11 protein-coding genes are annotated in these 14,016 nt (G+C 52.6%); 10 read left to right on the top strand and 1 reads right to left on the bottom strand.

Annotated features, from left to right (window positions below):
• Positions 1 to 2: 2 nt before the first annotated feature.
• The 4 genes from NSQ46_RS10980 (at position 3) to ylqF (ending at position 2,357) form a co-directional block, all read left to right on the top strand.
• Complete coding sequence (locus NSQ46_RS10980) at positions 3 to 146, top strand: hypothetical protein (protein ID WP_007132096.1); 144 nt, start codon at positions 3 to 5, stop codon at positions 144 to 146.
• A gap of 228 nt (positions 147 to 374) precedes the next feature.
• Positions 375 to 719 carry a 50S ribosomal protein L19 gene (gene rplS, locus NSQ46_RS10985; RefSeq protein ID WP_007132095.1) on the top strand — a complete coding sequence of 115 codons (345 nt, stop codon included), beginning with the start codon at positions 375 to 377 and terminating at the stop codon, positions 717 to 719.
• A 101-nt stretch (positions 720 to 820) separates the two neighbouring features.
• Positions 821 to 1,432: a signal peptidase I gene (lepB, locus tag NSQ46_RS10990; protein ID WP_007132094.1), complete on the top strand. Its 612-nt coding sequence runs from the start codon at positions 821 to 823 to the stop codon at positions 1,430 to 1,432.
• A 58-nt stretch (positions 1,433 to 1,490) separates the two neighbouring features.
• A complete protein-coding gene (ylqF, locus tag NSQ46_RS10995; protein WP_007132093.1) occupies positions 1,491 to 2,357 on the top strand; it encodes a ribosome biogenesis GTPase YlqF in 867 nt (288 codons plus the stop codon).
• A 129-nt stretch (positions 2,358 to 2,486) separates the two neighbouring features.
• Here the strand turns inward: ylqF and NSQ46_RS11000 are convergent, their stop codons facing one another.
• Positions 2,487 to 3,521, bottom strand: coding sequence for a LacI family DNA-binding transcriptional regulator (locus NSQ46_RS11000; RefSeq protein ID WP_007132092.1), 1,035 nt, complete (start codon positions 3,519 to 3,521; stop codon positions 2,487 to 2,489).
• 488 nt (positions 3,522 to 4,009) lie between these two features.
• On the opposite strand from NSQ46_RS11000, the gene NSQ46_RS11005 reads away from it, so the two are divergent.
• The 6 genes from NSQ46_RS11005 to NSQ46_RS11030 all read left to right on the top strand — a co-directional run bounded on the left by NSQ46_RS11005 (position 4,010) and on the right by NSQ46_RS11030 (position 13,907).
• Positions 4,010 to 4,939, top strand: a complete 930-nt coding sequence (locus tag NSQ46_RS11005; protein WP_342576985.1) for an ABC transporter permease subunit — start codon at positions 4,010 to 4,012, stop codon at positions 4,937 to 4,939.
• Between the two features lie 16 nt (positions 4,940 to 4,955).
• Positions 4,956 to 5,837, top strand: a complete 882-nt coding sequence (locus tag NSQ46_RS11010; protein ID WP_342576764.1) for a carbohydrate ABC transporter permease — start codon at positions 4,956 to 4,958, stop codon at positions 5,835 to 5,837.
• Positions 5,838 to 5,880: 43 nt separating this feature from the next.
• Positions 5,881 to 7,479, top strand: coding sequence for an ABC transporter substrate-binding protein (locus NSQ46_RS11015; RefSeq protein ID WP_028406846.1), 1,599 nt, complete (start codon positions 5,881 to 5,883; stop codon positions 7,477 to 7,479).
• A gap of 78 nt (positions 7,480 to 7,557) precedes the next feature.
• Entirely contained in the window at positions 7,558 to 9,021 is a 1,464-nt protein-coding gene (locus NSQ46_RS11020) for a glycoside hydrolase family 32 protein (protein WP_213617091.1), read from the top strand.
• A gap of 38 nt (positions 9,022 to 9,059) precedes the next feature.
• Entirely contained in the window at positions 9,060 to 9,950 is an 891-nt protein-coding gene (locus NSQ46_RS11025) for an ROK family protein (protein ID WP_007132087.1), read from the top strand.
• 144 nt (positions 9,951 to 10,094) lie between these two features.
• Complete coding sequence (locus NSQ46_RS11030; protein WP_213617089.1) at positions 10,095 to 13,907, top strand: GH32 C-terminal domain-containing protein; 3,813 nt, start codon at positions 10,095 to 10,097, stop codon at positions 13,905 to 13,907.
• The last annotated feature ends 109 nt before the right edge of the window (positions 13,908 to 14,016 follow it).

Below are 14,016 nucleotides of genomic sequence, written 5' to 3' on the forward strand. Positions count from 1 at the left end.
AAATGACGGAACGTACCAATCATTACGAATCCAGCAGCGAAAAAAACGAAAATGCCGATGTCCAATTCCGCACGGTGGACGACATCCTCGAATATTACAGCAAGCGCCATAAAGGCATCCAGGATACAAAAGAATCCGTAAACTAATGAATCCCAAAGCCACTTTCGGTGTTAGCCGGCGGTGGTTTTTTAATTCGGCGATGCCAGGATATGGATGACCGAGGAGGCTGATTAACAATTTCACTTGATTCAGCCCATAAAATATGTTAATATTTCTTTTGTTGTGAGTACGGTGGTCCGCTGCGGATAATGAAGGAAACAATACATGATTTCCGGAAGATGCAAGAACGCCTGTGTGAGAGGAGGGAGTCCTAGATGAATATCGTACAAGCGATTACTCAAGAACAACTGCGCAAGGATATTCCGAGCTTTCGTCCTGGTGACACTTTGAAAGTGCACGTTAAGGTTATCGAGGGATCTCGTGAGCGTATCCAGCTGTTCGAAGGTGTAGTAATTAAACGTCGCGGTGGCGGAATCAGTGAGACTTTTACAGTTCGTAAAATTTCTTACGGTGTTGGTGTGGAAAGAACTTTCCCAATCAACTCGCCAAAAATCGAGAAAATCGAAGTGGCTCGCCGTGGTAAAGTGCGTCGTGCGAAGCTTTATTATCTTCGTGAACTGCGCGGTAAAGCAGCGAGAATTAAAGAAATTCGTCGTTAATTACAAGGCGGTAAAGGGGGCTTGTGCGTATATACAAGCCCCTTTTGTATATCCAAAATTTGCGATAGAACGAAGTAATCGTTAGAGAAGGACGGTGGATTATGCAGAAAAATCATGAGGGAGCAATGGATCCTGGTGTGGAGAAACCAGCCAAGAAGGCAAAGAATGAGTTATTGGAATGGCTGAAGGCACTTCTCATCGCGCTGGTACTCGTTGTTCTGATTCGCTGGCTTCTCTTCAAACCGTTTATCGTACAAGGTCCATCTATGGAGCCTAACTTTGTATCCAATCAAAAGCTGATCGTAAATGAGATCCTGTACGATTTCCGCAAGCCGGAGCGGGGGGAAGTCATTGTGTTCCATGTACCGGACGAAGGCAGGGATTTCATTAAGCGTGTCATCGCCGTTGCAGGAGACACTGTAAAAGTGGAAGGCGATAAGGTGTTTGTCAATGGAGAGCAAATCAATGAAACCTACATACAGGAAGCAATTGATCAGGCCCATGCTGAAGGCAGATTATACAACAATACGGATTTCCCGAATTCCTTCGTAACGGAAGGGGTCGTGCCTGAAGGGCATGTATTTGTGATGGGAGACAACCGGTCGAACAGCACCGACAGCCGGATGATTGGATATGTCCCTTTGGGGGATATTATTGGTCGGGCCGATTTGGTTTTTTGGCCGCTGAAAGATATTGGGATCGTCAATCATTAACGGTTTCGATCTAGTTTACAGTACAAGTTGTTTTCAGAGTATAGTGAGGTGACGACGTTTGACAATACAATGGTTCCCCGGACATATGACCAAAGCGCGCCGCCAAATTCAGGAGAAGCTGAAGCTCATCGATGCGGTCATCGAGCTGATCGATGCGAGGCTTCCCCTCTCCAGCCGAAACCCGATGGTTGATGAGATTCTGCAGGGCAAGCCGCGGCTGATGCTCATGAATAAAGCCGATTTGGCGGATCCCGAAGTTACGCGGCAGTGGATCGCTTATTTCAAAGAACAAGGACAGCCGGCCTTCCCGGTTGACGCTTCCACCGGAACGGGAGTCAAGGAGATTCCCGGCCAGATCAAGCTGCTGCTGAAGGAGAAAATTGACAAACAGATCGCCAAGGGCATGAACCCGCGCGCGATGCGCGTCTTGATCGTGGGCATACCGAATGTGGGCAAATCTACCCTGATCAATCGGCTAGCCGGCCGGAACATTGCGGAGACGGGAGATCGGCCGGGAGTCACCAAGGGCCAGCAATGGATCAAGGTTACCGGCGGCGAGATGGAGCTGCTGGATACCCCGGGTATCCTGTGGCCGAAATTCGAGGATCAGAATGTAGGATACCGGTTGGCCGTGACCGGAGCGATCAAAGAGGAAATTTTGAACGTGGAGGATATTGCGTTCTTTGCAATCAAATATTTCTCCAAGTACTATTGGGACGCGATGAGCGAGCGCTTCGATCTGAAGGAGCGTCCGAGCGATTTCGAGAATCCGGATGAGATCGTGTCCGTCATGGAGGCCATCGGCCGGAAGCGGGGATGCATCGTGAGCGGAGGAAGGGTGGATCTGGAGAAGGCCTCCAGCATCTTCCTGCGCGAGCTGCGTGCAGGGAAGCTGGGCCGCTACTCCATGGAATCCCCATATTAAGCCGTTCATCATAACCGTTCGCATGCAAGAGCTGCGAGCCCGGTAAAGATCAAAAAAAAACCGTCCTTCGGTGTTAGCCGACAGGTCGGTTTTTTTTTGTCCTGAAGAATAGTGAAGAGCTGGCAATCCTTAGTCCCCTGTCGATTCGCGAAAGATCGGCTTGGTCTGGATATGGGTGACTTGGTAAGGCTGTGAAGGCTCTTTGATCCGGGATAACAGCATGTTTGCTGCGGTAATCCCCATTTCGTTGCTGTAAATGTGGACCGTCGTCAAATGAGGCTCAACGATGCGCGATTCGTTGGCGTTGTCAAATCCGGTGACGACGATGTCCTCCGGAATGTGAAGGTCTTTGTTTTTGAGCGCTTTCATGACATTCACCGCAATAAAATCATTGGCGCATACGAAGCCGGAAGGCAGATGCTTCATCTCACCCAGCCGCTTGTCCATCCAATCGGAATCGGAGAAAAATTCCCGGTCCGGGTTCAAGACGCACTGGTTAAGGTCCAAGGAAATGCCCTTCTCGTTCAATGCGCGTGTGAAGCCCGTCCAGCGCTCATGGAAGCTTTTGCAATGATGATAATCCCCGATAAATCCTAAAGTTCTGCACCCCTTATCGATCAGCTGCTTCGTTAAACGGTACGTGCTGTGCTCGTTCTCCATCAGCAGCAGGTCGGCCTCCAGATCAGGGTAGAACAGGTCTGCCGCGCAGTCGATGAAGATGGTCGGCAGGCCGAGGCTAGTAATCTTCTTGCTGTACTCCAAATCAAACAGCTCAATGCAGATCATCCCGTCCACCTTGGAGGCCTCGAAATTGTTGGGCAGCATGAGCGAGGCCCGATCGATGTCCCTGACGATATGAATGGATAAATTATAGCCTTCGGCGCTGATCCGCTTCTCCAATCCGCTGATGAGCCGTGAGCCAAAGTGGGAGTTGCTCGGCATATTCGCCGTGAGCAATGCGATATTGCCCGGAGGTTTTGTCATAAGATTGTCCGATTCCATGTACGCAAACTGCTTATATTTTAGCTCGATCGCTTTCTTAATGACCTTATTGCGGGTCTCGTCCGGGATGCTGGCGCTGCCGTTGAGCGCCTTGGACGCCGTGTTCCTAGAAATGCCGAGCGCATCGGCGATGTCCTGGATTGTGACTTTCTCTTTTGCCATGTACGGGAGTTCACCTCGAATTCATATTCAAACCTAAAGTCCGCAGGGCGGCCGTTATGACTTGCGGCTTGATTACCTTATGTCCAATGTATAATAGATCAGACAAAATAGCAACTTAAACTTTACAAATGCACAATTATATTTACATTTACACACGCTGATAAAGTGATATAAAGCAGGGCGATCAGCCTGGATTTTTTATTATATATCACTTAACAAGAGGTTTTGGGGAATTTCGTTCCCTTCCAAGCTTTAATTCATGATTTAACAGACATTTCAGTGTGTAAGATAAACATATTGAACATTTATTTATTATCAAATGCACAAAAATAAATTTACAAAAGTTATTGACTCGTTGGGCATCCTTTGTTAAATTGTAAAAGCAATGAACAACCGCAGTGGGAAAATGAAAACCCTTACTGTAAACTTTTTTGAGTGAAACGGAGGTAGAAGGTTTGGAAAGCTCGGCAGAAATCGATCAACAGTCTATGGTGCGCAGAGAGAGGCGATCCGCGGGGAAGGGGCTCGAATTCCTGAAAAAAAACTACTTTCTGTACATCCTGCTTGCTCCGGCGCTTATACTAACCCTTATTTTCAAATATGTACCGATGTACGGCGCGATCATTGCCTTCAAGGACTTCAGCCCGATCAAAGGGATTTTGGGGAGCGAATGGGTGGGGCTGAAGCATTTCGAGAAGTTTCTATCTTCGCCTAATTTCGATGTCATTTTTATGAATACGCTTAAACTAAGCTTTTTCGGCCTCATCTTCAGCTTCCCGGTGCCTATCATTTTGGCGCTGATGCTGAATCAGATCCGCAGAGCATCCGTGAAGAAAAATATTCAGCTCTTCCTGTACGCCCCCAATTTTATTTCGGTTGTCGTCATTGTCGGCATGCTCTTCATCTTCTTGTCGCCGACCGGTCCGATTAACCAGTTCGTGATCTGGATCACGGGCGAGCCTCTCATGTTCATGTCGAAGCCGGAGTATTTCCGATTGATTTATATATTATCGGATATATGGCAGGGAGCCGGATGGGCATCGATCATTTATGTGGCGGCACTCGCGAACGTCGATCCGGAGCTGCATAACGCTGCTAGCCTGGACGGCGCCAATCTGCTCCAACGAATCCGCAACATCGATCTTCCGACGATCCGGCCGATCATGGCCATCGTATTCATTCTCGCGGCCGGCGGCATCATGTCGATCGGGTTTGAAAAGGCCTACTTGATGCAAACCTCGATGAACCTTCCGGCTTCCGAGATTATCGCAACCTATGTGTACAAGGTCGGCTTGCAATCGGGTGACTATGCCTATTCCGCCGCGGTGGGACTCTTTAACTCGGTCATTAACGTCATCCTGCTGATCTCGGTAAACTTTATCGTCAAGAAACTAAATGAGGGAGAAGGCCTCTACTAGGAAGGAGTTAAATTGTATGGCCGTCAAGCACTCGCGGTTCGACCGTTTTCTGTTAACGCTCATCGGAATTTTTCTTACTCTTGCCGTCCTCATCGTCGTCGTGCCGCTGGTTTATATTATCGTGGCTTCGTTTATGGATCCGACGGTGCTGCTGAGCAAGGGACTCTCGTTTAACTTGTCGGATTGGAGCCTCGAAGGCTACAAAAAAATTCTGTCCAATCCCGCGATGGTTCGAGGGTTCGGGAACGCCGTGTTTTATTCGGCAGCCTTTGCGTTTGTCACCGTAACCGTATCGGTCTGTGCCGGATATGCCCTTTCCGAAAATAGGCTCGCCGGCCGACATGTATTCATGACCTTGTTTATCATCACGATGTTCTTCGGCGGCGGACTGATCCCTACATACCTGCTGGTAAGGGAGCTGGGCATGCTGAATACGGTATGGGCTGTCATCATACCTGGAGCCGTCAACGTGTGGAATATTATTTTGTCCAGAACCTTCTTCAAGGGCATCCCGAAGGAGCTGAAAGAGGCGGCCAATGTGGATGGAGCATCGGATAAGCGGATTTTCTTCGGAATCGTGCTGCCTTTATCGAAGCCGATCATTTTTGTCCTTGCCCTATATGCATTTGTCGGCCAGTGGAACGCATTCTTCGATGCCATGATCTACCTGGAGGATCCGAAGCTGCACCCGCTGCAGCTGGTGCTCCGGTCGATCCTGATCCAAAACCAGGCGGCTCCCGGCATGATCAACGACCAGCTTGCCATGGCAGAGCTGAAGCGGCTGTCCGAGATGATCAAGTACTCCGCGATTGTCATCTCAAGCCTTCCGCTGCTTGTCATGTACCCGTTCTTCCAGAAATACTTCGAGAAAGGCGTCATGGTCGGTTCCTTGAAATAGGCACCCCCTGAGCATAAATAGCAATGATATGGAGGTCATTCGAATGAAAAAGACAAGAACCCAAAGAACCGCAGGCAAGGTCATGTCGATATCGGCGCTCGCTGCGCTGCTGCTCCTTTCCGGCTGCGGCGGGGGCGGCAAGGCGGAGAGCGAATCGCCGGACGGGAAGGTAACGCTCAACTTCCTGACGCAAAGCTCGCCGCTCGCGCCGGCCGACCCGAACGACAAATTGATCAACAAGCGACTGGAGGAGAAGACGGGCATTCATATCAACTGGAAAAATTACACCAGCGACGTTTTTGCGGAGAAACGGAATTTGGCCGTAGCCAGCGGCGATCTCCCGGACGCGATCTTTGACGCCGGATACGGCGATTACGATCTGCTGAAGCTGGCCAAGGACGGGGTCATCATCCCCGTCGAGGATTTGATCGACCAGCATATGCCGAATTTCAAAAAGGTGCTGGAGCAAGCCCCGGAATACCGAAGTTTGATTACGGCACCGGATGGACATATTTATTCGTTTCCGTGGATCGAAGAGCTGGGATCCGGCAAGGAGCGCATTCAATCGGTCGATAACTTCCCGTGGATCAATGTCGAGTGGCTGAACAAGCTCGGGCTTGAGATGCCGACGACGACCGAGGAGTTGAAAGAGGTGCTGATCGCGTTCAAGACGCAGGACCCGAACGGAAACGGACAAGCGGATGAAATTCCGCTGTCGTTCATCAATAAGCCGGGCGGCGAGGATCTGACCTTCCTTTTTGCATCATTCGGGCTTGGAGAGAACTGGGATCATACCGTGGTCACCGACGATGGAAAGGTCGTCTTCACCGCAGCGGAAGAAGGCTATAAAGATGCCGTGAAGTTTGTGAATGAGCTGTACGAGGAAGGACTTATCGATATCGAAGCGTTCCAGCAGGATTGGAACACCTATCTCGCCAAAGGCAAAGACCATCGATACGGATTGTACTTCACTTGGGATAAAGCGAACATTACCGGCATGAACGATGCTTATGATCTGATGCCGCCGCTTGCCGGTCCGAGCGGGGAGAAGAATGTCACCCGCACGAACGGAATCGGTCTTGACCGCGGCCGAATGGTCATTACAAGCAGCAACAAGCATCTGGAAGAGACCGCTAAATGGGTCGATCAGCTGTATGAGCCGCTGCAGTCGGTACAGAACAACTGGGGGACATACGGAGACGATACGCAGCAGAATATCTTCGAGCTGGACGAGGAGAAGGGAATGCTGAAGCATCTTCCGCTTGAAGGAACCGCCCCGGTCGAACTGCGTCAAAAAACGAGCATTGCGGGGCCGCTCGCAATCCTCGACGAATATTACGGCAAATATACCACGATGCCGGATGACGCGGCATGGAGGCTGAAGCTGATGAAGGATGTCATGGTACCGCATATGAAAGCGGAGAATACGTATCCGAAGGTGTTCTTCTCCATCGAGGAGCTGGACCGGTTGTCCACCATCGAAACGGATTTATTCCCGTACCTGGAGAGAATGCGCACCGAATGGTACCAGAACGGAAAAATCGATCAGGAATGGGATGCTTATCTGAAGGAGCTGGACCGTCTTGGACTGCAGGAATGGCTGTCCATCAAACAGGCGGGATATGATCGCAGCACGAAATAAGGACTCAGCAGCCGTGCGGTTTCCGAATATGGCTCACGGCTGCTCTTTTATATGACTACAACTAAAGGAGCACAGATCATGTCAACGATTACACAGGATAACTACCGGGGCGTATATCATTTTTCCCCGAAGCAGAATTGGATGAACGATCCGAACGGGATGGTCTTTTTCAAGGGAGAGTACCATTTATTTTATCAGCATCATCCGTTCGGTACGACTTGGGGACCGATGCATTGGGGGCATGCGGTCAGCAAGGATTTGGTGGCATGGGAAGAGCTTCCGATCGCGCTCTTGCCCGATGAGCACGGCATGATATTTTCCGGCAGCGCCGTTGTCGATTGGCACAATACGACCGGGTTCTTCGATGACGAGCCGGGACTGGTTGCCATCTTTACGCATCATGTCGAAGCTGCCGGCGGCACCGAAGTCAAGCAGTACCAAAGCCTCGCTTACAGCAAAGACAGCGGGAGGACGTGGACGAAATATGCCGGAAATCCGGTACTGAAGCATGAGAGCTACGTTGACTTTCGCGATCCCAAGGTATTCTGGCATGAAGCGACGAAGAGATGGGTCATGATCGTGGCATGCGGACAGACGGTCTGCATCTTTACGTCTCCTGATTTGAAGGATTGGGCTTTTGGAAGCGAGTTCGGTGAAGGGATCGGATCCCACGACGGGGTATGGGAGTGTCCGGACCTGTTCCCGCTGCCGGTCGGCGAAGGGATGACGAAGTGGGTGATGCTCGTTAGCATCGGCGACAATCCGGCGTATGCCGAAGGCTCCCGAACGCAGTTTTTTACCGGTGAGTTCGACGGAGCGTGCTTTAAGCCCGATGAAGCGTCGGCTAGCCGGATCCGCTGGCTCGATCACGGACGGGATAATTACGCCGGCGTCAGCTGGTCGGATATCCCGGAAGCGGATGGCAGGCGTCTATTTATCGGCTGGATGAGCAACTGGAAGTATGCAAACCAGACACCGACTTCCGGCTATCGGGGGGCCATGACCACGGTACGCGAGCTGAAGCTGGAAGAACGCGACGGCGTGGCGGAACTGATTCAGCAGCCGGCGCGTGAGCTGGAGCGTTACCGGAGACCGGTTGTGTCCATTGAGCGGGCAGACGCAGCTACGGTGGCTGCAAAGCTGTCGAAGCTCCGGCTGGACAGCTATGAAATCCATGCGGTCATCAAAGCTGACAGCGCCATTGCGTTTAAAATAAGAATCGGGCCGGAGCAGGAGACGGTCATCGGGTACAACGGCCCGGCATCCGAGGTTTATGTGGATCGGTCCAGGTCCGGCATTTCGGATTTCCACCCCGCGTTTCCCGGAAGACACGCAGCGCAAATGAAAACCAAGGATGAGCATGTGGAGCTTCGGATATTGGTCGACCGTTCCTCCGTCGAAGTGTTTGCAGGCGGCGGTCAGATCGTCTTCACGGACCTGATCTATCCGGATAAAGCATCGATGAGCTTGACCGTAGAAGCGGGCGACGCCGAGCAAGCAGAAGTGATCCGATCTCTTCGTCTCTACGAATTGTCGTTGTAACACGCAAAAATATATAGCCAGGTTAGGAGCATGAAGATATGCGTATCGGAGCAATTGAGGCAGGAGGCACCAAGTTTCTCTGCGGCGTTGGCAATGAGCTTGGGATCATGGAGGATGTCGTCCATTTTCCGACAGAGCATCCGGATGTTACGCTGTCCCGCGTCATTTCCTACTTCAGCGAAAAAAATGTGGATGCGATCGGCATCGGCTCATTCGGCCCGATCGATTTGAAGCCCAGCAGCACTACATACGGGTTCGTGACAACGACGCCGAAGCAGGGCTGGGGACATTGCGACGTGCTCGGGAAACTGAAGAAACATTATGATGTGCCATACGGTTGGGATACGGACGTGAACGCGGCAGCCTACGGCGAAACGGTGTGGGGAGCGGCAAAAGGCCTGGGCAGCTGCGTTTATATAACGATCGGTACCGGCGTAGGGGTCGGCGTATATGCCGAAGGCAGGCTCGTCCATGGACTGGTTCATCCGGAAGGAGGCCATGTCCTGATAAGACGCCATCCTGACGATCAATATGCAGGGGCTTGTCCTTATCACGGAGATTGCTTCGAGGGCATGGCTGCCGGCCCGGCGATCGAAGCGCGCTGGGGCGTGAAAGGCGATCAGCTGCCGGCAGACCACCCGGCCTGGCCTATGGAAGCCTACTATATCGCCCAGGCCGTTGCAGGGATCATTTTGACGCATTCCCCGGAGAAGATCATTCTGGGCGGCGGCGTCATGCAGCAGGCCCATCTGTTTCCGCTGGTCCGTTCCGAAGTTCAACGGATATTAAACGGCTATGTGCAGGCGGATGAAATTATGAACCGGATCGAGGAATATATCATTCCACCCGGTTTGGGCTCTCAAGCCGGACTTTACGGTGCGCTGGCACTGGGATTAAAGGCGATTCAAGACCGCCGTTCCGCCGTTTAGCAGCGATTTCTTATGCGATGGCTGCTCTGCAGCCGCAGGGCAGCTTTCGTCATAGGGACGGGGAAGATTACGAAAAAGGAGTGCAAGATCATCAGCTGCGAATAGGGAAGTTTTAAATACAAGGTTGGATTTGGAGGGAGTATGATGAAATGGTTCGCAAAATTAATCCTGTCTCTAAGCTTGGCTGTCGTGATGGCTGCTTCGAGCGCTGCAATATCGTTCGGCGCTTCCAATTCGAGCTTGGATACCCATGCCAGTTTGGTTACCCAGCTGGACAGCGCAGCTTCGGAAGCTGCAGAAGGGAAAAGCGCGATGATTAATGAAAGCGCAATCAACTCGAATGTAACGGGATGGAAGCTGCATGGCAAAGGGCGGATGGAGGTAACAGGGGAGGGACTTCGGCTAACATCGGATCCGCAAGAGAATGTGATGGCCATATCGGAAACGGTCGCCGACGATTTTATTTATGAGGCCGATGTTATGGTAACGGATCCCCAGGCAGATGCCACCCTTCTGTTCCGCTCCGGTGAAGACGGGTGGAGCTCGTACATGCTGCAGCTCGCTCTCGGTGCCGGCGTTATCCGCCTGAAGGATGCTAGCGGCGGGGAAGGTGTCCTTAATGTCGAACGGAAGGTCGAAGCGAAACCGGGAGACATATACCATCTAAGAGTCAAAGCGGAAGGAACCCGGCTTCAGGTTTACTGGGGGCAGCAATATGAACCGGTCATTGATACGGAAGCCGCTGCGCATCGGACGGGCCGCCTCGGGCTGCACGTCTGGAACGGTTCAGCGCTGTTTCAAAACATCCGGGTCAGCGATATGTCTGGCAATACGTTGGAGCCCATCTCCTCCCAAGGATTATGGCAGCCGGATTTGAAGGGGCTCAAAGGCACGGGAGAGGACGGGCTGGAAGCCAAGAAAGTATTCCGGAACCATGAGGCGGATGTTGTGCTTGAAGGCGATCTGATCCTGAACGGGCAAGGCTCGGCCGGCTTATTATTCAGAAGCAATGCGCAGGGAACGGAAGGGTATGCCGCTGTTCTTCAGGGAGAGGGGGAGCGGGTAAGGGTCTATTTAAAAAAGGCCGACGGGACGATCCTTCACGAATCCCGTGTGACTTATCCGAGTCAACGGGAAAGCCGGCATCATCTGGAAGTAAAAGCGATCGGGGAACGGATTCAAATATTCGTAGACGGTTATGAGCCGGCTGCGATCGACATGGTCGATACGGCCTTCCCTAGCGGATATCACGGTGTTATGGCCAGCTCCGGAATCGCTTATTTTCAAGACGTTTATATAACGCCCTATGCCAGCTACTATACCGAGAAGTATCGGCCGCAGTATCATTACAGTCCGATTCGGGGCTCGGCAAGCGATCCGAACGGACTGGTATATTTTGAAGGGGAGTATCATCTCTTTCACCAGGACGGCGGACAGTGGGCGCATGCTGTCAGCCGGGATCTGATTCATTGGAAACGGCTGCCGATTGCCCTGCCATGGAATGATCTCGGTCATGTCTGGTCCGGCTCCGCGGTTGCCGATACAACGAACGCTTCGGGTTTGTTCGGAAGCTCCGGAGGCAAAGGACTGATCGCCTACTATACCTCCTACAATCCGGACCGGCATAACGGCAATCAAAAAATCGGTCTTGCGTACAGCACCGACCGCGGGCGGACTTGGAAGTACTCGGAAGAGCATCCCGTTGTCATTGAAAATCCGGGGAAGACCGGCGAGGATCCGGGCGGATGGGATTTCCGCGATCCGAAGGTCGTCCGGGATGAGGCCAATAATCGCTGGGTGATGGTTGTATCGGGCGGCGACCATATCCGGTTGTTCACCTCTACCAATCTGCTGAATTGGACCTTGACCGATCAATTCGGATACGGAGCTTACATCCGCGGAGGCGTATGGGAATGTCCGGACCTGTTTCAGCTTCCGGTCGAAGGGAGCAAAAAGCGCAAATGGGTGCTGATGATCAGCACCGGTGCCAATCCGAACACGCAGGGCTCCGATGCCGAATATTTCATCGGTGACTTGACGCCCGAAGGCAAATTCATTAACGACAATCCGGCAGGCACTGTCCTGAAGACGGATTGGGGCAAAGAATACTATGCATCGATGTCTTTCTCCGATATGCCGGACGGGCGAAGAATCATGCTGGCCTGGATGACCAATTGGGATTATCCGTTCAGCTTTCCGACAACGGGGTGGAAGGGGCAGCTGAGCATTCCGAGACAAGTGTCGCTTAAGGAGACGGAGGAGGGAATCCGGATGCATCAGACTCCGATTGAAGAGCTCGCTCAGCTCCGAAGCCCCGTTCTGCACATCACCAACCGCGAGGTGGGGACTTCCGGCGAAAATCTGCTCAAAGGGATCACATCAGGCGCTTATGAAATCGAGGCGGAGCTGGAGCTGCCGCCAACCGGAGCCGCCTCCGAATTTGGGTTCCGGCTGCGTGAAGGTGACGGGCAGAGGACGCTTGTCGGTTACCGCGCAGCCGGCAGCAAGATGTTCGTAGACCGCTCCGCATCCGGCATGACGGATTTCTCGGACTTGTTCTCTACGCTGCACGAAGCCCCGCTCAAGCCTGAAGGCAACCGGATCAAGCTGCGAATATTGGTGGATGAATCCTCGGTAGAAGTGTTCGGCAATGACGGCAGGGTCGTATTCTCCGATGTCATCTTCCCGGATCCGGCCAGCAGAGGCATGAGCTTTTACAGTGAGGGCGGGAAGGTGAAGGTGGTATCGCTTCAAGTCCATGCATTGCAGCATATTTGGAGGGAGGATGAGGCGAAAGAGCCGCGGGTCGTTATGGATACCGAGACGCTTGAGCTATCCTTGGGACAGACCAAACCGCTCTTTGCTTCCATTGATAACGGACAGGGTAAAGGGGCAGACGGGATCGTTTGGTCGTCGAGCGATCCAAAGGTTGCGGAGGTAACGTCATCTGGACATTCGAGCACGGTGATCGTGGCGAAAGGAGAGGGAACTGCTCTCATTACCGCCTCGACGCCGAACGGAAAAGTATCGTCCGGCACGCGCGTGAATGTGACCAGCGGTGTCTTTCATACGAACCTTACCGGTTGGAAGTCGGACGTCTCAGCATCCCGATGGGTGCTGACCAAGGACGGCATCCGGGGCGGCCATATCGGCGATGCCGCATATATGTCGGACATATCCGCAGGCAATTTTACGTATGAGGGAGAAATAAGGCTTGGAGACAGCGGGGGTGCCGGATCCCTTCTATTCCGTGCCAGTAGGGACGGTCGCAGCGGATATTATGTGAATCTCGATCCGAATCTCAAGGCGATCCGGCTGTTTTACAAGGTGGAGGGGAGGTTCGAGGAGCGCCAGGTGCTCGCAAGAAAGGCGTCGTTTCTTCAGTCGGGAAGAACGTATCGGATTAAAGTCGAGGCGAACGGACCGCATATCCGGGTAGAGGTGGATGGCCAGGAGCTCGCGGACTTGGAGGACGGCACATTTGCTGAAGGCCGCTTCGGCGTGCACGTGTTCGGCGGCCAAGCGGCTTTCCAGCATCTCTATGCCAGCCATATGTCGAATGCCGAGCTTGAAGTGACCAAGATTGAAAATGCCGCCATGCCCAAAGCGCTGCATGCGGATCGTTCCCAGAACGGGGAGCCGGTTACGGTGCAAGCCCCTGACGGATCGGAGCATCAGCAGTGGATGCTCGTTCCGGCAGGGAGCGGGACCTATTCGATTCGAACGCTCGAAGGGAAGGCGCTGGATTTGGACACGGGCCAAAATCGGCTTCAACTTTACAGCTACCTCGGATTCAACAACCAGCGCTGGAGGCTTGAACCCAATCAGGACGGAACCGTGGCCATTGTTTCTCTCCATAACGGGCAAGCGCTGGAAGTGTCGGAAGACGGCACGAAGCTCCAGCTTGGCGAACCGGCGGGGCAGCGCAGGCAAGCGTGGAGGCTGGAGACGCCGTAACTCAAATAGCAAGGAACATGAGGACGCCATGTCGAATAAGAAAAACATGTTCGTTTACTCCCTTCGGTATCCTGTAAGGAACGAATATAAATCAGGGCCGTTTCGAACG

The sequence above is a fragment of the Paenibacillus sp. FSL M8-0142 genome (assembly GCF_038597315.1).
In the GTDB taxonomy this organism is placed as follows: Bacteria; Bacillota; Bacilli; order Paenibacillales; family Paenibacillaceae; genus Paenibacillus_AQ; species Paenibacillus_AQ lactis.